Here is a 17,343-nt window from a genome sequence, read left to right as displayed (position 1 = left end):
GCGGGACGGGGCCGTCGCGATCCATGGTGCCCGAGTCCGCGGGCGGGGCGGCGGGTCGCCCCGGGCCGTCCGACCCGTTCCGCGCAGCGGCCGGGAGGTGGCACCATGCGCGTCGATCCGAGGAGACCGACGAGCGAGGTGTACGACGTGATCGAGGTCGACGAGATCGCGGCCCGCTTCCGGCGCCGCGCCGACGCGTTCGACACCACTGTCGCCGGGGTGCCGCCGGGCCGCTGGGCCGATCCGTCGCCGTGTGCGGAGTGGACGGCGCGCGACGTCGTCGGGCACGTCGTCGACATGCATCAGGCCGTCCTCCGGCCGGTCGGTCGTGCGCTGTCCCCCGCCCCGTCGGTCGGCGAGGACCCGCTCGCCGCGTTCCGTGCCGCCCGCGCCGACGTCGAGGCGATGCTCGCCGACCACGACGTGGCCGAGCGGGTCGTCGACACCCCGATGGGGAGGTCGACGGCCGCCGCGCACGTCGACGGGGTGGTCAGCCAGGACATGGTGCTGCACCGCTGGGACCTCGCCCGCGCGACCGGCCAGGACGACACGATCGACCCCGACGAGGTGGCGCGCCTGTGGCCGGAGGTGTCGACGATGCCCGAGGCGATGCGCACGCCCGGCGCCTTCGGGCCGGGGATCGTCGTGTTCGGGCCGCAGGTGCTCGTGCCCGCCGACGCGTCGCTGCAGGACCGTCTCCTCGGCGCGATCGGCCGCGACCCGGGGTTCACGCCCCGCTCAGAAGGACTTCGCGGGCATCGATGAGTTCCGGCCGCCGCCGTCGTTCTCCTGTGTGTGTCGCGCGGTGCGGCGCCGAGACCAGGAGGGACCCGTCATGGACTGGAAACTGGAGGTCATCGTGCTGCCGGTGGCCGACGTCGTCCGCAGCCGGAAGTTCTACGCCGACGGGCTGGGCTTCACCGTCGACGTCGACCGGGAGGTCCGCGAGGGCACGCACATCGTGCAGGTGACCCCGCCCGGGTCGGCGTGCTCGGTGACGTTCGGTACCGGTCTGAGCGAGTCGGAGCCCGGTTCGGTGAAGGGCCTGCAGCTCGTCGTCGCCGACATCGAGGAGGCGCATGCGTTCCTCGTCGAGCGCGGGGTCGACGTCACCGAGGTCCGTCACGTCGACGAGACGGGCACGTGGGCGTCCGGGAAGGGCGGTCCGTGGAACTCCTTCTGCTTCTTCGACGACCCGGACGGCAACTCCTGGGCCGTGCAGGAGCAGCCGGCCCGCGACTGATCGGACGCAGACCCCAGGACGAGCGGCCGGTCACGCGAAGTGAGTGGGGTATGGTCGACCCAGTCGTGCGGCACCGCACGGGACTCGGGACCTGCGGCGTGATCCGGGGGGTCCGGGTGCGGGAGGTCGGGCCCGCACCCGGTCCGTCGTCGCCGGCTCCCGAGCACGTGCGGTCCGGGTCACCGAGGGGGCGATCCGGGCCGGACGGCGGGACCTTCGGCCCTCGTGCGCACCGCTCACTTCTTAGCGTCGAGGCGTTCACCCGAGCGGGCGACGATGCCCCGGGAGACCGCCATCGGGGGCGGCCACCCGAGACGGGGGAGGCATGCACTCGACGTTCACGATCCAGCTCGCCGTCGAGCGGTCACCGCGCGGACATGTCGTGCGGGCCGCCGGGGAGCTGAGCGCACGTACCGGCGGACGACTGGTCCGGCTCGTCGACAAGCTGGTCGACGGCACGCCGCGCCCGGCGGGCCCGCGGGCGCTCGTCATCGATCTGGCACAGATCCGGTCCTTCGACACCGACGGGGTGGAGGCACTGCGCCGGGCGCACGGCCGGGCGCGCTCCGCCGGGGTCGGCCTGTGCCTGACGAGGCTCGAGGGCCGTCGCGCGCTGCTGCCGCACGATGTCGACGGCCTGCTCGACCGGCTGCCGGTCGTCGGCTCCAAGGAGCTGATCCCGGCGGAGAAGCCGCGACGTCTGGCGGTGTCCACGGCCTGACCTGGGCGGGTTCCGCCGCACGCAAACTCGTTTGTTAATGAGTCGCCACTCAGTTAGTGTCCGGCGCCGTGACGAGGTCCGGCCGCGCCGGCCGAATGGCACCCGACGACCGCCGCGCGGCGATCGTCGCGGCGACGCTGCCCCTGGTCCTGCGCGACGGCCCCTCGGTGAGCACCCGGCAGATCGCCGAGGCCGCCGGTGTGGCCGAAGGGACGATCTTCCGCGTCTTCGGAGACAAGGACGCGCTCATGCGCGCCGTCCTGGAGAAGGGCTTCGACCCGCAGGCCACCCTCGACGCCCTCGCCGCCGTCGACCGTGAGCTGCCGCTGCGGGCGCGGCTCGTCGCGGTCGTCGCCGTGCTCCAGGACCGGCTGCGCGGCGCGTTCGGCCTGATCGGCGCGCTCGGCCTGCAGCAGCCGCCGGAACCGACCGACGACCACAAGCGCCGCAACGAGCAGATGAACGACGCGTTCCGGGCGGCGATCGCCGACATCGTCGCGCCCGACGCCGATCTCCTGCGCGTCGACGCGGCCGAGTTCGCCCGCGTCCTGCGGCTGCTCACCTTCTCGGCGACCCACCCACGCATCTCCGACGGCATGCCGATGACACCGGAGGCGATCGTCGCGGTCGTCCTCGACGGCATGCGCAGCCCACGCCACCCCGCGAACCCCGACGACGACCCGGCCGGCACCCCTGCCGCGGACCACCACGCCCGAACGATCGAGGTCTGACAAGATGCTCGTCCGCCTCCTGCGCACGCACCTGCGCCCCTACTCCCGGCCGCTGCTGCTCGTCCTGCTGTTCCAGCTGATCGGGACCATGGCCTCGCTGTACCTGCCGAGCCTCAACGCCGACATCATCGACAAGGGCATCGCCCTCGGCGACACCGGCTACATCCTCAGCACCGGCGGCTGGATGCTGCTGGTCACGCTCGTGCAGATCGCCTGCTCGATCGCGGCCGTCTGGTACGGCTCGCGCACCGCGATGGGCTTCGGCCGCGACGTGCGCACCGCCGTGTTCCATCGCGTCGGGGAGTTCTCCGCGCGCGAGGTCAACCGGTTCGGCGCGCCGTCGCTGATCACGCGCAACACGAACGACGTGCAGCAGGTCCAGATGCTGGTCCTGATGTCCTGCACGATGATGGTCGCCGCGCCGATCATGTGCGTCGGCGGCGTGATCATGGCGCTCAACGAGGACGTCGGCCTGTCGTGGCTGATGGCGGTGTGCGTGCCGGTCCTGATCGTCGCGATCGGGCTGGTCATCGTCCGGATGGTCCCGAAGTTCCGCGTGATGCAGACCCGCATCGACACCGTCAACCGTGTGCTGCGCGAGCAGATCACCGGCATCCGCGTCGTGCGGGCCTTCGTGCGCGAGCCCGTCGAGACCGAACGGTTCGGCCGGGCCAACACCGACGTCACCGACGTCGCCATCGCCGCGGGCCGGCTGCAGGCGTTGATCTTCCCGATCGTCATGCTCGTGCTGAACCTGTCGAGCGTCGCCGTCATGTGGTTCGGCGCCGGGCGCATCGACGCCGGCGAGATGCAGATCGGCGCGCTCACCGCGTTCCTCGCCTACCTGCTGCAGATCCTCATGGCCGTCATGATGGCGACGTTCATGGCGATCATGATCCCGCGCGCGTCGGTCTGCGCGGAGCGCATCACCGAGGTCCTCGACACCGAGTCGTCCGTCGCCCCGCCGTCCGCACCGGTCACCCCCGACAACCGGGCCGGCGTCCTCGAGTTCGACCACGCGACGTTCGCCTACCCCGGTGCCGCCTCCCCCGTCCTGCGCGACATCACGTTCACCGCGCGGCCGGGCCGCACCACGGCGATCATCGGCAGCACCGGCGCCGGCAAGACCACGCTGATCTCCATGGTGCCCAGGCTGTTCGACGCGACCGGTGGCGTCGTCCGTGTTGACGGCGTCGACGTCCGCGAGATGGAACCCGAGGACCTCTGGGGACGCATCGGGATCGTCCCGCAGCGCCCCTACCTGTTCACCGGCACCGTCGCGACCAACCTGCGCTACGGCAACCCCGACGCGAGCGACGACGAGCTCTGGGACGCCCTGGCGATCGCGCAGGCCGAGGACTTCGTCCGCGCCATGCCCGAGCAGCTCGAGTCGCCGATCTCGCAGGGCGGCACCAACGTCTCCGGTGGTCAGCGGCAACGCCTCGCCATCGCCCGCGCCCTCATCCGCAGACCCGAGATCTACCTGTTCGACGACTCCTTCTCCGCCCTCGACCTCACCACCGACGCCCGGCTCCGCACCGCGCTGCGCCCGGTCACGGCCGACGCGACCGTCGTCATCGTCGCCCAGCGGGTGTCGACGATCGCCGACGCCGACCAGATCCTCGTCCTCGAGGACGGCGTCGTCGTCGGGAGCGGGACCCACGACGAGTTGCTGCAGACCTGTCCGACGTTCGTCGAGATCGTCGAGTCGCAGCTGTCCGCGGAGGCGGCCGCATGACCACCACGACCCCCACCCCGGGCGCCCCCGGGGGCAAGCCGAAGCAGGACGCCGAGACCGGGAAGGCCGCCCGCGGCATGGCCAACGCACGCCGCGGCGGCGGTCCGCCGTGGATGGGCGCCGGCATGCCCGCGGAGAAGGCGTCGAACTTCGGGCCGTCGGCCAAACGCCTCGCCGGGCTGCTCGTGCCGCACCGGGTCGGCGTCGCCGTCGTCGTCGCCCTCGGCGTGATCAGCGTCGCACTCAACGTGATCGGCCCCAAGATCCTGGGTCACGCCACCGACCTGATCTTCGCCGGCGTCATCGGCCGCCAGCTCCCCGCCGGTCTCACCACCGAGCAGGCCGCGGCCGCCGCGCGCGAGCGGGGCAACGGCACCGTCGCCAACGTTATCGAGGCACAGAACGTCATCCCGGGCGTGGGTATCGACTTCCACGCCCTCGGCCTCGTGCTGCTCGGCGTCATCGCAATCTACCTGGGCTCGTCGGTGTTCGGCTACGTCCAGGGCTACCTGCTCAACACGATCGTCCAGCGCACCGTGTTCGTGTTGCGTCGCGAGGTCGAGGACAAGCTCAACCGGCTGCCGCTGAGCTACTTCGACCGCCAGCAGCGCGGCGAGGTGCTCTCGCGCGTCACCAACGACATCGACAACATCTCCCAGTCCCTGCAGCAGACGATGAGCCAGCTGCTCGTGTCGCTGCTGTCGGTCGTCGGCGTGCTGATCATGATGTTCCTGGTCTCGCCGCTGCTGTCGGTGATCGCGCTCATCACGATCCCCGTCTCGCTGTGGCTCACCAAGGTCATCGCGAAGCGCTCGCAGTCGCAGTTCGTCGCCCAGTGGAAACACACCGGCGCGCTCAATGGGCAGATCGAGGAGGCCTTCACCGGCCAGGAGCTCGTGCGGGTCTTCGGGCGCCGCCGCGAGGTCGAGGGCTCGTTCAGCGCCAAGAACGAGGAGCTCTACCAGGCGAGCTTCCGGGCGCAGTTCATGTCCGGGATCATCATGCCGTCGATGATGTTCATCGGGAACCTGAACTACGTGCTGGTCGCCGTCATCGGCGGACTGCGGGTCGCGTCGGGCGCGATGAGCCTCGGCGACGTCCAGGCCTTCATCCAGTACTCGCGCCAGTTCACCCAGCCACTCACGCAGGTCGCCTCGATGGCCAACCTGCTGCAGTCGGGTGTGGCGTCGGCGGAGCGGGTGTTCGAGCTCCTCGACGCCGACGAGCAGTCCCCCGACCCGGCGAACCCGTTGCGGCGCACCGAGCGTCGCGGCCGGGTGGCGTTCGAGGACGTGTCGTTCCGCTACGTCTCCGACGCCCCGCTGATCGACGACCTGTCCCTCGTCGCCGAGCCCGGGCAGACCGTCGCCATCGTCGGCCCGACCGGTGCCGGCAAGACCACGCTCGTCAACCTCGTACTGCGCTTCTACGAGCTCGACGGCGGCCGCATCACCCTCGACGGCGTCGACATCGCGAAAATGGAACGCGCCGACCTGCGCTCCGGCATCGGCATGGTCCTGCAGGACACCTGGCTGTTCAACGGCACGATCCGCGACAACATCGCCTACGGCCGCCCGGGCGCCACCGAGGACGAGATCCTCGCCGCCGCCACCGCGACCTACGTCGACCGCTTCGTGCGCAGCCTGCCCGACGGCTACGACACCGTCATCGACGAGGAGGGCAGCAACATCAGCGCGGGCGAGAAGCAGCTCGTGACGATCGCGCGCGCCTTCCTCGCCGACCCGTCCCTGCTGATCCTCGACGAGGCCACCAGCTCCGTCGACACCCGCACCGAGGTGCTGGTGCAGCGGGCCATGGCCGCCCTGCGCAGCGACCGGACCAGCTTCGTCATCGCGCACCGCCTCTCGACGATCCGCGACGCCGACCTGATCCTGGTCATGGAGGCGGGCCACATCGTGGAGCAGGGCACCCACGAGGAGCTGCTCGCCGCCCAGGGCGCGTACTTCCGCCTCTACAACGCCCAGTTCCTCGCAGGTGCCGAAACCCTGTGAGCGGCAATAGTCGCTATAGCGACTATTGCCGCTCACGACCTCTCGTCAGCCACGCAGGGTGTCGAGGCGGCGCAAGAGCTCGTCGAGGACCGGCTCGGCCGTCGCCAGGTTCAGCCGCAGCATCCCCTCGTGCCCGGACCCGAACCCGGGACCGCCGTCGAGCCGGACCCGGGCGTCACGCGTCACCACCCCCACGACGTCGTCGGCCCGCAGCTCGAGGGTGCGCGCGGCGAACCAGTACAGGTAGGTGGCCTCGGGCAATGGATCGTCGCCACCACGACGGGCCAGCCACGCGGCGACCCGGTCCCGGTTGCGCCGCAACACCTCCCGCAGCCTGCGCTGCCACTCGTCACCGTGCTCCCACGCCGCCAACGTCGCCACCACCGACAGCGACGACACCCCACCGAACAGCTCCGACGGGTGCGCATCCAACCTCGCCCGCAGCTGCGGCGGACCCCAGTGCCCCACCGCGCAGTGCAGCCCCGCCAGGTTGAACGCCTTGCTCGCCGAGTTCAGCGTGACCGTCCGTGCCGCGACGTGGGCGCCGAGCGACGCGAACGGCACGTGCAGGTGCGGCGCATGGACCAGCTCGGCGTGGATCTCGTCGGAGATCACCAGCAGGTCGTGCCGGTGCGCGATGTCCGCGACCGCGGCCAGCTCGTCGCGGGTCAGGACGCGCCCGGTCGGGTTGTGCGGGTTGACCAGCAGCAGCACCCGACAGCCGGACGCGGCGTCGTCGAGCGCGGCGAGGTTCGGATCCCAGCCATCGGCCGTGCGGCGGACCGGGACGTCGACACGCTTGCGCCCCATCTCCTCCACCGTCGCCAGGAACGGCGGATAGCACGGGGTGTGGACGGCGACACCGTCCCCCGGCGACGTCGCGAGGTGCAGCACCATCTGCACGCCCTGGATGAGGTCGGTGTGCTCGCGGACCTCGCCGGCCGGGACGTCCCAGCCGTACCGGGCCCCCATCCGCGCCGCGAACGCCTCCCGCAACGGTGTCCCCACCAGCAGCCACTCCGGATAGCCGAGGTCCCCGCCCTCGATCAACCTCACCATCGCGTCGGTCACCGGCTGCGGCGGCGCGAAGTCCATGTCCGCCACCCACGCCGCCACGTTCCCCGGCCCGGCATGACGCCACTTGATGCCCGGCCGGCGGGCCAGGTCGGCGAGGTCGAGATCGTCGAACAACGGATCGCGAGTCACAGCAGCGACCACGCCTCCGCGAGCACACCCCGCAGGACCTGCTCGATCTCGTCGAACTCCGCCTGCCCGCACGTCAACGGCGGCGCCAGCTGCACCACCGGGTCCTGACGATCGTCCGGGCGGCAGTACAGACCCGCCTCGAACAGCGCCGACGGCAGGAAACCACGCACGATCCGCTCCCGCTGGTCGGCGTCCAGCGTCGTCCCCGACGCGTCCGCGACCAGCTCCACCGCCCAGAAGTACCCGTCACCACGGACGTCACCGACGATCGGCAGATCGCGCAACCCGTCGAGGGTCGCCCCGAACGCGCCCTCGTTGTCGAGAACCCGCCGGTTCAGCCCCTCGCGCTCCATGATGTCCAGGTTCGCCAGCGCCACCGCCGACGACACCGGGTGCCCGCCGAACGTGTAGCCGTGCGGGAACGTCACCTTGTCGGCCAGGAACGGCTCCATCACCCGGTCCGTCGCGATCATCGCGCCGATCGGGCTGTACCCCGACGTCATGCCCTTCGCGCACGTGATCAGATCGGGCACGAACCCGAACTTCTCGCACGCGAACGTCGTGCCGTGGCGGCCGAACCCGGTGATCACCTCGTCCGACACCAGCAACACGTCGTGCCGGTCGCAGATCTCCCGGACCCGCGCGAAGTACGACTGCGGCGCCGTGAAACACCCGCCCGAGTTCTGCACCGGCTCGATCACCACCGCCGCCACCGTCGACGGCCCCTCGAACACGATCGCCTCCTCGATCCGGTCCGCGGCCCAGCGGCCGAACGCCTCCGGGTCGTCACGGTGCACCGAGGCGCGGAAGATGTTCGTGTTCGGCGCCCGGTGCCCGCCCGGCGTCAACGGCTCGAAATCCTGCTTCATCGCCGGCAGCCCCGTGATCGACAACGCCCCCTGCGTCGTCCCGTGGTACGCCGACATCCGGCTGATCACCTTGTGCTTCGCCGGCTTGCCCCGCAGCTTGAAATACTGCTTCGCGACCTTCCACGCCGTCTCGACCGCCTCACCACCACCCGTCGTGAAGAAGACGCGGTTCAGGTCGCCGGGCGTCAGATCCGCCAGACGCTCCGCCAGCTGGATCGCCGACGGATGCGCATACCCCCACACCGGGAAGAACGCCAACGTCTCCGCCTGCCGGGCTGCCACCTCCGCCAGCTCGCGACGACCGTGCCCCACCTGCACCACGAACAGGCCCGACAGCCCGTCCAGGATCCGACGACCACGGTCGTCGTAGACGTACGCGCCCTCCCCGCGAACGATCACCGGGACCGGCGAGTCCGCGTACCGACCCATCCGCGAGAAATGCATCCACAGGTGGTCGGCGGCGGAACGGCCGAGCGCGGCGGCATCGGACGGCGTGGGCTTCTCGGCGAGGGTCAACGTCGCTCCTCCGTGTCGGCTCGCCCCAGGATGACGCCCCGCCCCGCAACGGTCCAGCGATGACCGCGACCCCCGCCTCGAGAAGACGGGGGCCGCGGGCGTCACCGGAACAGCTCAGAAGCGGAAGTTGCCCGCCGCCTTCGTGACGTGCCCGAAGATGCCGTCGACGAGGTGGTTGATGTCGACGACGTGGCGGGTCTGCTGCCCGCCCGTGCGGGTCGGGTTCTGCGAACCGCCACCGTGCTGGCCGTGCCCGTGCTGACCGTGCCCGTGCTGACCGTGCCCGTGCTGACCGTGCCCGTGCTGACCGTGCCCGTGCTGACCGTGCCCGTGCTGACCGCCCGTGCGGGCGGGCGTCTGCGAGCCACCGCCCTGAACCGCCCTGGTTGCCGCCACCGCCCTGGTTGCCGCCACCGCCCTGGTTGCCGCCACCGCCCTGTCCGCCGGGGCCGGCGGCCTGAGCGACCGCGCCACCCATCAACAGGAGGCTGCTGGAGAGCGCGACGACGTACGCGCCGCGGCGAAGGTTCTTGTTCACCGGTGTTCCTTCCGGAGGTGACGCCCGGTCGGGGGCCGGGGTCGAATGAGATTCGGGGAAGTCGAGAGGAGTCGCGTTGCTCCGTTCCCAGCCGGTCGTTTCCTGGGAATCAGCTGTTACGAGCCTGTGAAAAGTTCGGCCGTACGGCTGCACAGATTCATCGGAAGTTGTCGCAACCTCGGCAGCGGTCACACGTCTGCTCCATTCTGGACCGCCCTGACCAGCCAAGACTCCGATCAGTCGGTGTGGAGCATCCGAATGGCGGCGGGTCGTTGGACCCGGAAAGGGAGCCGGCAGCGTGCAGACTTGATCAGGCATTTCATCGTCAGGGTCGACAATCGGGGCTGGCACCCAATCGTTCGGATCCGACCCGGGATTCGGCCCGATCGAGCGCTGTTCGGGGCAGGTCTGCGGCCCGACGGCGGCCGCCTGGTAGGACAGTCCTGTCCGAGACAGGAGGAGCGGCGATGCCCCGGGGCACGACGGAGACGCGCGAGGGCGTCGAGCTCAGCAACCTCGACCAGCCGTTGTTCGACGGGGCGGAGGCGACGAAGCGCGACCTCGTCGACCACCTGGATGCCGTCGCAGACCGCATCCTTCCCGAGCTCCGCGATCGCCCGTTGTCGGTGATCCGCGCGCGGCCGGGGTCGCCGCCGTTCATGCAGAAGAACCTGCCGAAGTACGCGCCGGAGTGGATGCGGTCGACGACGGTGTGGGCGCAGACGTCGCACCGGGAGGTGTCGTACGCGCTGGTCGACGACAGGCGCGGCCTGTTGTGGTTCGCGAACCAGCGGGCGGTGGAGTACCACCCGACGCTGATGCGGATCGGGGACACGCGGGCCCGGGAGCTGGTGCTGGACCTGGACCCCCCGGAGGGCGACGACTTCGCGGCGGTGGTGCGGGCGGCGCGGCTCGTCGAGCAGGCGTTGGCCGACGCGGGGCTGGCGGCGGCGGTGAAGACGAGCGGGGCCAAGGGGATCCACGTCGTCGTCCCGCTGTCGGGCGAGCCTGAGTTCGACGACACGGCCGCGGCGACGCGGGCGCTGGCTGTGCGGGCGGAGGCGGTCGACCCGGGCGCGGCGACGACGGCGTTCATCAAGGACGACCGTGGCGGCAGGGTGTTCCTGGATCCGACGCGGGTGGGTGGGGCGACGATCGTCGCGGCCTACAGTCCGCGGGCGCGGCCGGGGTTGCCGGTGTCGTTCCCGGTGGCCTGGTCGGATCTCGACGACGTGCATCCGCGGGATTTCACGGTGCGCAACGTCGCAGAGCTGTTGGGTGAGAGGGACCCGTGGCGTGATGCGATGCCGGAGCCGCAGCCGTTGCCGGCCGACCTGGTCGAGCAGGGGCACACGATCCCGGTGCCGCGGGTGCAGGCGATGCACGAGGGCAAGCGGCGCAAACGCGCGCGCGAGCAGGCAGCGAAGGAGCAGGGTTGAACCGCACGACCGTCGTCTTCGACTTCGGCGGGGTGATCACGTCGTCCCCGTTCGACGCGTTCAACCGGATGGAGGCCGAACGCGGGCTGCCCCACGATCTGGTGCGCCGCATCAACACCGTGAACCCGGACGGCAACGCGTGGGCGTTGTTCGAGCGGGCGGAGATCGACGAGGCGCGGTTCGACACGTTGTTCGCCGAGGAGGCCCGCGAGTTGGGGTACGACCTTCCGGGTCGCGACGTGCTGGCGTTGCTGTCGGGCGATCTGCGCCCGCGGATGGTCGAGGCCCTGGACCGCCTGCGCGCCTTGGGTTACCGGCTGGGCTGCATCACCAACAACGTCCCGGCGGGCCACGGCGCGCAGATGTCGCCGACCGCGCAGAAGGCCGACGCGATCGCCGCGGTGATGGCGCGGTTCGACCACGTCGTCGAGAGCAGCAAGGTGGGCGTCCGGAAGCCGGACCCCCGCGTCTACACGTTGGCGTGTGCCGCGTTGGGGGTCCGGCCCGACGAGTGCGTCTACCTCGACGACCTGGGGATCAACTGCAAGCCCGCGGCCGCGTTGGGCATGCTCGCGATCAAGGTGACGGGCGAGCAGCAGGCTCTCGACGCCCTGGAGCGCGCGTTGGAACTGGACGCAGGAGCGCTCACCACACCGTCTCGAGCAGCCGGGTGATCGTGGCCTCGTCGACGGGGCGCGGCGACTCGCGGACGACGATGTCGCCCATCGACGAGGCCGCGACGACGGGGATCTTCTCCTTCGGGATGTCGAAGTCGGAGACGCGCCGGGGCACGCCGAGGTCGTCGAGGAGCCGGTCCATGGCGTCGGCGGCGGGTTCGCCGGGGCCGGCGACGCCGGCTTCGACGAGGGTCGTCGCCATGCGGGCCTGAGCGTCCTTCGTGACGGGCTCGAGGAAGCGCATGACGTGCGGCAGCATGATGCACGAGGTCACGCCGTGCGGGATGCCGAGCGCGCCGAGCTGGTGACCGATGGCGTGCGAGAGGCCGAGCGACACGTTGTGCACGCCGATGATCGACATCCAGGCCGCGATCTGGCAGTTGAGCGCAGCGTCGAGGTCCTGCGGGTCCTTCACGGAGCGGGGCAGGTTCGCGGCGAGGAGCCGCAGCGCGCCCGTCGTGAGTGCGGAGAAGAACGGGTGCGCGTTCTTGGCGTAGCCGATCTCGATGGCGTGGTCGAGGGCCCGGACGCCGGTCTGGGCCCAGAGGTCGCGCGGGGTGTGGGCGGCGAACTCGGGGTCGAGGAACACGACCTGCGGGGTGAGCTCCAGGTAGGCGGTGAGGTCCTTGGTGTCGCGGGCGTGGTCGACCGAGCCGCAGAAGCCGTCCCACTCGGCGGCCGAGAGCGTGGTGGGGACGGCGAACGTCGGCAGCGGCGCAGTGTCGAGCGGGCGGATCCTCACGGTGTCGGGGTACTCGAAGACGACGGCGAACTCGGCGAGGCCCGCGGTCGTCGTGATCCCGTGCGCCACACCGAGTGCGGCGAGCTTCGCGGCGTCGATGGGCGATCCGCCGCCGACGGCGATGAGGACGTCGGCGCCGGACGTGCGGGCCTCACCGATCAGTTCGACGACCCTGTCGACGGGGTTGTGCGCGAGGACGCGGTCGTAGACGCCGGCCACGGAGTCGCCCAGCTCGTCGACGAGGTCGCGGAAGTGCGCGCTCGACCCGACGGACCGTCCGGTGACCAGGTAGGCCCGCGACAGCCCGCGGCGTCGCAGCTCCTCGCCGATCGCGTGCACGGCGCCGGGGCCCTGCACGACCCGGTCGATGCGCGGCATGTCGAACGTGGTCAGCCCCATGTGTGGCTCCTCCTCGAACCTCGGCTGTGTCCAATTCTGACCCCCGACCGGCCGGTCGGTGCAACCGTTCGAGGACGCCGGGCCGTCCGTACCGTGCGTCGGCGCCGGTCACAGACCGATCAGAGTGCCGCCGACGAGCGTCAGCAGCATCGTGACCAGTCCGAGGGAGACGGTGCGCACGATGGTGCGCCACATCCTGGCGCCGCCGAGGGTGGCGACGATCGTCGCGGTGATGCCCAGCGCGAGGACCACGGCGACGAATGTCGCCGGGATCCGCACCCCCGCGGGCGCCACCAGGATCATGAGCAGCGGCACGGCCGAGCCGATGACGAACGCCACCCCGGCGAGGGTCGCGGTGAACAGCGGGGTGAGGTCACGGCCACCGACGTCGATACCGTGCTCCATCTCGGCGTGCGCGGCCAGGGCATCGTGTTCGCTGAGCTGCTCGGCGACCGCTCGGGCGAGGTCGGGCGAGAGTCCTTTGGCTTCGTAGATGCCGGTGAGCTCGGCGAGCTCTTCCTCGGGCGCGCTGTCGAGCTGGTGGCGTTCGGCCTCGATGGTGGCCGATCGGGCGTCGCGTTCGTCGGCCGCCTCGGAGTACTTCATGCCGCCCAGCGCGATGGCGCCGCCGACCATCGCGGCGAGTGACCCGAGGACGACCGTGCTGCCGGCAGCCCCGGCCCCGAGCAGACCCTCCACGACCCCCGCGGTGGCGATGATGCCGTCGTTCGCGTCGACGACGTGCCCGCGGACCTGCGCACGATCGAGCCTGAGCACGATCCGGCGACCGCCGGGCTCACCGTCGTCGGAGGGGACGGTCGGTGTCACGCAGCGTCCTCCGCCGGCCGGTCGACGAGCATGGGTAAGCGTAACCGGCTCCGGGGCGGCCGAGGGTGCGCGCCGGGTGCTCGGGTCTAACGTCGTGGGACGTGGCCCTTCCCACCCGCAAACTCGGCCCTCTGACCGTCAGCGCCCTCGGCCTCGGCTGCATGGGCATGAGCACGGCCTACGGCGACGCCGACCGCGACACCTCCCTCGCCACCGTCAACCGCGCCATCGACATCGGGGTGACCTTCATCGACACCGCCGACGTCTACGGCAGCGGCCACAACGAGGAGCTGCTCTCCGAGGTCCTGCGCACCCGTCGCGACGAGGTCGTCCTCGCCACCAAGTTCGGCCTCGTCGCCGGGGCCGACGGTCGGCCCGGCGGGATCGACGGCCGCCCCGAGCGGGTCCGCGAGGCCTGCGAGGCGTCGCTGCGTCGCCTCGGCGTCGACCACGTCGACCTCTACTACCTGCACCGCCCCGACCCGCGGGTCCCGATCGAGGACAGCGTCGGCGCCATGGCCGAGCTCGTACAGGCCGGCCTGGTCCGCCACCTCGGACTGTCGGAGGCCACGGCGCCCACGCTGCGCCGCGCCGTCGCCGAACACCCGATCGCGGCCCTGCAGTCGGAATGGTCGCTGTTCACCCGCGAGCTCGAGGACGACGTCGTGCCCACCGCCCGCGAGCTGGGCGTCGGAATCGTCCCCTTCAGCCCGCTGGGCCGCGCGATCCTCACCGGCCGCGTCTCCGGCGACACGGCGTTGGGCGACAAGGACATGCGGCGCACGATGCCCCGGTTCCAGGGCGACAACCTGACGCAGAACCTCGCCGCCGTCGAGACGGTCACACACGTCGCACAGGCGCACGGTGCGACGGCGGGGCAGGTCGCGCTGGCGTGGCTGCTGGCCAAGGGTGACGACGTCGTCCCCATCCCCGGCACCAAGCGGATCTCCTATCTGGAGGAGAACGCCGCCTCGGTCGACGTCACGCTGACCGACGACGACCTCGCCCGCCTCGACGCGATCCGCCCGGCGGGCCAGCGGTACCCGGACATGAGCCGCGTCGGCAACGAGACCCCGGCCCGCGCATGACCGCTGTGAAGCCCGCCGGCCGCCGCTGACCGACCTCGGGCCGGACCGGCGGCGCAGCAGCTCAGACCTTGTGAGTGGCGATAGTCGCTATAGCGACTATCGCCACTCACAGGGGTTGGCGTCGGCCTCGTCGACCGCGTCGGAGGCGAGGCGCACGCAGTCGTCGCAGATCGCGACGTCGACACCCACGACGAGCCGGTGCACCTCGTCGGCACCCTTGCCGCAGAAGGAACAGCGCGGTTGCGTGTCGGTGGTGGCCACCGGCCGACCCTAGCGCGGGGTGCATGCTGGTTCCGTGCCTGCACGCGACGATGCCGCCCACCCGCCCCTCCTCGGAACGGCCCGTGACGACGCCCGGCCCGCCGTCACCGTCGGCGACACGTCGTTGCGCCGTGAGGAGCTGTGGGCGGCGGCGGGTGCGGTCGCCGAGCGGATCGCGGGGGCGCCGGCGGTCGCGGTGCACGGCGACGCGAGCCTGGCGACGATCGTCTCCGTCGTGGGCGGGTTGTTGGCGGGTGTGCCGGTCGTTCCGGTGCCGTCCGATTCCGGGACACTCGAACGCGCGCACGTGCTCTCGGACTCGGGCGCGACGCTGTGGCTCGGGCCCCCGACCGAGGGCGTCACGCTGGAGCGCGTCGCGGTCGACGTCACCGCGAGCGGCAGTGTTCAGGAGGCCGAACCCGACCCCGACACCACCGCGTTGATCATGTACACGTCGGGGACGACCGGGAAGCCGAAGGGCGTCGTGATGTCGCGGCGCGCCATCGCGGCCGACCTCGACGCCCTCGCCGACGCCTGGGCCTGGACGGCCGACGACACCCTGGTCCACGGCCTGCCGCTGTTCCACGTGCACGGGCTGGTCCTGGGCATGGTGGGGGCGTTGCGGCACGGCTCCCCGCTCGTGCACACGGTGCGCCCCAGGCCCGAGGCCTACGCGGCCGCGGGCGGCACCCTCTACTTCGGCGTCCCGACGGTCTGGTCCCGCGTCGCCGACTCCCCCGATGCCGCCCGCGCGCTCTCCGGCGCACGGCTGCTCGTGTCCGGCAGCGCCGGGCTGCCCGACCGGGTCGCCGAGACCCTGACGGCGCTGAGCGGGAAGTCGCCCGTCGAGCGCTACGGGATGACCGAAACGCTGATCACCGTGGCCGCGCGGGCGGACGCGCCCGTCCACACCGGGTGGGTCGGGACGCCGGTGGCGGGCGTCGAGTCGCGGCTGCGCACCGAGCACGGCGACCCGGTCCCGCACGACGGTCTCACGGTCGGTGACCTGCAGGTTCGTGGCGCCACGATGTTCGACGGCTACCTCGGCCTGCCGGAGGCGACGGCCGCGTCGTGGACCGACGACGGCTGGTTCCGCACCGGCGACGCGGCCGTGATCACCGAGGACGGGCGGCACCGCATCGTCGGCCGCATCTCCGTCGACCTGATCAAGACCGGCGGCTACCGCGTGGGCGCCGGGGAGATCGAGGCCGCACTGCTCGACCATCCGTCGGTGCGGGAGTGCGCGGTCGTCGGGGAGCCCGACGACGACCTCGGGCAGCGGATCGTCGCCTACGTCGTCGGCGACGACGTCGTGCCCGCCGAGCTGATCGGGCACGTCGCGGGCGGGTTGTCGACGCACAAGCGCCCGCGCGAGGTGCGGGTCGTGGAGTCGTTGCCGCGCAACGCGATGGGCAAGGTCCAGAAGGCTCTGCTGACGAGAGGGCGATGATGCTGGCCCACGACCGCGCCGGAACCGGCACCCCTGCGTTCCTGCTGCACGGCTGGCCGGGCGACCGCACCGACTACGCCGACGTCGTCCCGCTGCTCGCGGACACGGCGGACGTGGTGGTGCCCGACCTGCGCGGGTTCGGGGAGTCCGATCGCGACCCGGGCGGCGACCACGCGATGGCCTCGCAGGTGCGCGCGGTCGTCGAGCTGATGGACGAGCTCGGGCTCGCCGATGCCGTGGTCGGCGGCTACGACGTGGGGAGCCGTGTGGCGCAACAGCTCGCGGTGGAGCATCCCGAGCGGGTGCGCGCGCTCGTCGTGACGCCGCCGTTGCCCGGGGCGGGGCGGCGCGTCCTGGAACCGGAGGCCCAGCGCGAGTTCTGGTACCAGGCGTTCCATCAGCTCGACCTGGCGGAGCGCCTCGTCGACGGGAGCCCCGACGCGGTCCGCGCCTACCTCGCGCACTTCTGGAACCACTGGAGCGGGCCGGCGTTCACCCCCACCCCGGACCGGCTCGACCATCTGACCGGCCGGTATGCGGTGCCGGGCGCGTTCACGGCGTCGATCGGCTGGTACCGCGGCGGGTCGGGGACGGCGGCGCGGGCGCTGGTGGAGCAGCCGCCGGAGGTCCGGGTCGCGACCCCGACGACGGTCCTGTGGCCCGAGCACGATCCGCTGTTCCCGCGGGCGTGGTCGGACCGGGTCGGCGAGTGGTTCGCTGCGGTCGAGGTCCGGCCCGTCGACGGTGTGGGGCATTTCGTGCCGGTCGAGGCGCCGGACGTGTTCGCCGCGGCGGTGCGGAAGGCCGCCGCCCCTGAGTGAGAGGGCGGCGGGGCGGCGCGGATCGTTCCCGGGTACGGCATCGACTCGCCGTCACCGGCCCGAT

The 17,343-nt window shown here is 71.7% G+C and carries 17 protein-coding genes; 11 read left to right on the top strand and 6 right to left on the bottom strand.

What is annotated here, in order from left to right; translation table 11 throughout:
• The first annotated feature begins 105 nt into the window (after positions 1-105).
• The 6 genes from PSU4_RS12605 to PSU4_RS12580 all read left to right on the top strand — a co-directional run bounded on the left by PSU4_RS12605 (position 106) and on the right by PSU4_RS12580 (position 6,445).
• On the top strand, positions 106-765 hold the full coding sequence (locus PSU4_RS12605; protein ID WP_147106908.1) for a TIGR03086 family metal-binding protein: 660 nt from the start codon (positions 106-108) through the stop codon (positions 763-765).
• A gap of 70 nt (positions 766-835) precedes the next feature.
• Entirely contained in the window at positions 836-1,243 is a 408-nt protein-coding gene (locus PSU4_RS12600) for a VOC family protein (RefSeq protein ID WP_147106905.1), read from the top strand.
• Positions 1,244-1,568: 325 nt separating this feature from the next.
• Entirely contained in the window at positions 1,569-1,964 is a 396-nt protein-coding gene (locus PSU4_RS12595; RefSeq protein WP_147106902.1) for an STAS domain-containing protein, read from the top strand.
• Between the two features lie 68 nt (positions 1,965-2,032).
• Positions 2,033-2,695 (top strand): TetR/AcrR family transcriptional regulator, encoded by a 663-nt coding sequence (locus tag PSU4_RS12590; protein WP_222596239.1) that lies wholly within the window; start codon positions 2,033-2,035, stop codon positions 2,693-2,695.
• Between the two features lie 4 nt (positions 2,696-2,699).
• Positions 2,700-4,433, top strand: a complete 1,734-nt coding sequence (locus PSU4_RS12585) for an ABC transporter ATP-binding protein (protein ID WP_147106899.1) — start codon at positions 2,700-2,702, stop codon at positions 4,431-4,433.
• Entirely contained in the window at positions 4,430-6,445 is a 2,016-nt protein-coding gene (locus PSU4_RS12580) for an ABC transporter ATP-binding protein (protein ID WP_147106896.1), read from the top strand. The genes PSU4_RS12585 and PSU4_RS12580 overlap by 4 nt, the downstream gene beginning before the upstream one ends.
• A gap of 45 nt (positions 6,446-6,490) precedes the next feature.
• Here the strand turns inward: PSU4_RS12580 and PSU4_RS12575 are convergent, their stop codons facing one another.
• From PSU4_RS12575 to PSU4_RS12565, 3 genes are all read right to left on the bottom strand, one after another.
• Positions 6,491-7,651 carry a MalY/PatB family protein gene (locus PSU4_RS12575; protein WP_186816903.1) on the bottom strand — a complete coding sequence of 387 codons (1,161 nt, stop codon included), beginning with the start codon at positions 7,649-7,651 and terminating at the stop codon, positions 6,491-6,493.
• Positions 7,648-9,036, bottom strand: coding sequence for an aspartate aminotransferase family protein (locus PSU4_RS12570; protein WP_147106894.1), 1,389 nt, complete (start codon positions 9,034-9,036; stop codon positions 7,648-7,650). The genes PSU4_RS12575 and PSU4_RS12570 overlap by 4 nt, the downstream gene beginning before the upstream one ends.
• 114 nt (positions 9,037-9,150) lie before the next feature.
• Positions 9,151-9,468: a hypothetical protein gene (locus PSU4_RS12565; protein WP_147106891.1), complete on the bottom strand. Its 318-nt coding sequence runs from the start codon at positions 9,466-9,468 to the stop codon at positions 9,151-9,153.
• 573 nt (positions 9,469-10,041) lie between these two features.
• Between PSU4_RS12565 and ligD the strand changes: the two genes are divergently transcribed.
• Together ligD and PSU4_RS12555 are read left to right on the top strand one after the other, a co-directional pair.
• A complete protein-coding gene (gene ligD / locus PSU4_RS12560; protein WP_147106888.1) occupies positions 10,042-11,013 on the top strand; it encodes a non-homologous end-joining DNA ligase in 972 nt (323 codons plus the stop codon).
• Entirely contained in the window at positions 11,010-11,687 is a 678-nt protein-coding gene (locus tag PSU4_RS12555; protein WP_147106885.1) for an HAD-IA family hydrolase, read from the top strand. The genes ligD and PSU4_RS12555 overlap by 4 nt, the downstream gene beginning before the upstream one ends.
• On the opposite strand, the gene PSU4_RS12550 is transcribed toward PSU4_RS12555, so the two are convergent.
• Together PSU4_RS12550 and PSU4_RS12545 are read right to left on the bottom strand one after the other, a co-directional pair.
• Positions 11,659-12,831, bottom strand: a complete 1,173-nt coding sequence (locus PSU4_RS12550) for an iron-containing alcohol dehydrogenase (RefSeq protein ID WP_147106882.1) — start codon at positions 12,829-12,831, stop codon at positions 11,659-11,661. The genes PSU4_RS12555 and PSU4_RS12550 overlap by 29 nt on opposite strands.
• A gap of 108 nt (positions 12,832-12,939) precedes the next feature.
• Positions 12,940-13,659 carry a VIT1/CCC1 transporter family protein gene (locus PSU4_RS12545; protein ID WP_147106879.1) on the bottom strand — a complete coding sequence of 240 codons (720 nt, stop codon included), beginning with the start codon at positions 13,657-13,659 and terminating at the stop codon, positions 12,940-12,942.
• Positions 13,660-13,760: 101 nt separating this feature from the next.
• Here PSU4_RS12545 and PSU4_RS12540 point away from each other — a divergent pair, with 101 nt between their 5' ends.
• Positions 13,761-14,747, top strand: coding sequence for an aldo/keto reductase (locus PSU4_RS12540; RefSeq protein ID WP_246115076.1), 987 nt, complete (start codon positions 13,761-13,763; stop codon positions 14,745-14,747).
• 96 nt (positions 14,748-14,843) lie between these two features.
• Here the strand turns inward: PSU4_RS12540 and PSU4_RS12535 are convergent, their stop codons facing one another.
• Entirely contained in the window at positions 14,844-15,008 is a 165-nt protein-coding gene (locus PSU4_RS12535) for a ClpX C4-type zinc finger protein (RefSeq protein ID WP_147106876.1), read from the bottom strand.
• A gap of 34 nt (positions 15,009-15,042) precedes the next feature.
• Here PSU4_RS12535 and PSU4_RS12530 point away from each other — a divergent pair, with 34 nt between their 5' ends.
• Both PSU4_RS12530 and PSU4_RS12525 read left to right on the top strand, forming a co-directional pair.
• Positions 15,043-16,458, top strand: a complete 1,416-nt coding sequence (locus tag PSU4_RS12530) for an acyl-CoA synthetase (protein WP_147106874.1) — start codon at positions 15,043-15,045, stop codon at positions 16,456-16,458.
• A complete protein-coding gene (locus PSU4_RS12525; RefSeq protein WP_147106871.1) occupies positions 16,455-17,279 on the top strand; it encodes an alpha/beta fold hydrolase in 825 nt (274 codons plus the stop codon). The genes PSU4_RS12530 and PSU4_RS12525 overlap by 4 nt, the downstream gene beginning before the upstream one ends.
• Positions 17,280-17,343 lie beyond the last annotated feature (64 nt).

It is taken from the genome of Pseudonocardia sulfidoxydans NBRC 16205, from assembly GCF_007989085.1.
Classification (GTDB): domain Bacteria; phylum Actinomycetota; class Actinomycetes; order Mycobacteriales; family Pseudonocardiaceae; genus Pseudonocardia; species Pseudonocardia sulfidoxydans.
The sequence above is the reverse complement of the archived record's forward strand: the minus strand, read 5'-3'. Positions and strand labels throughout refer to the sequence as shown.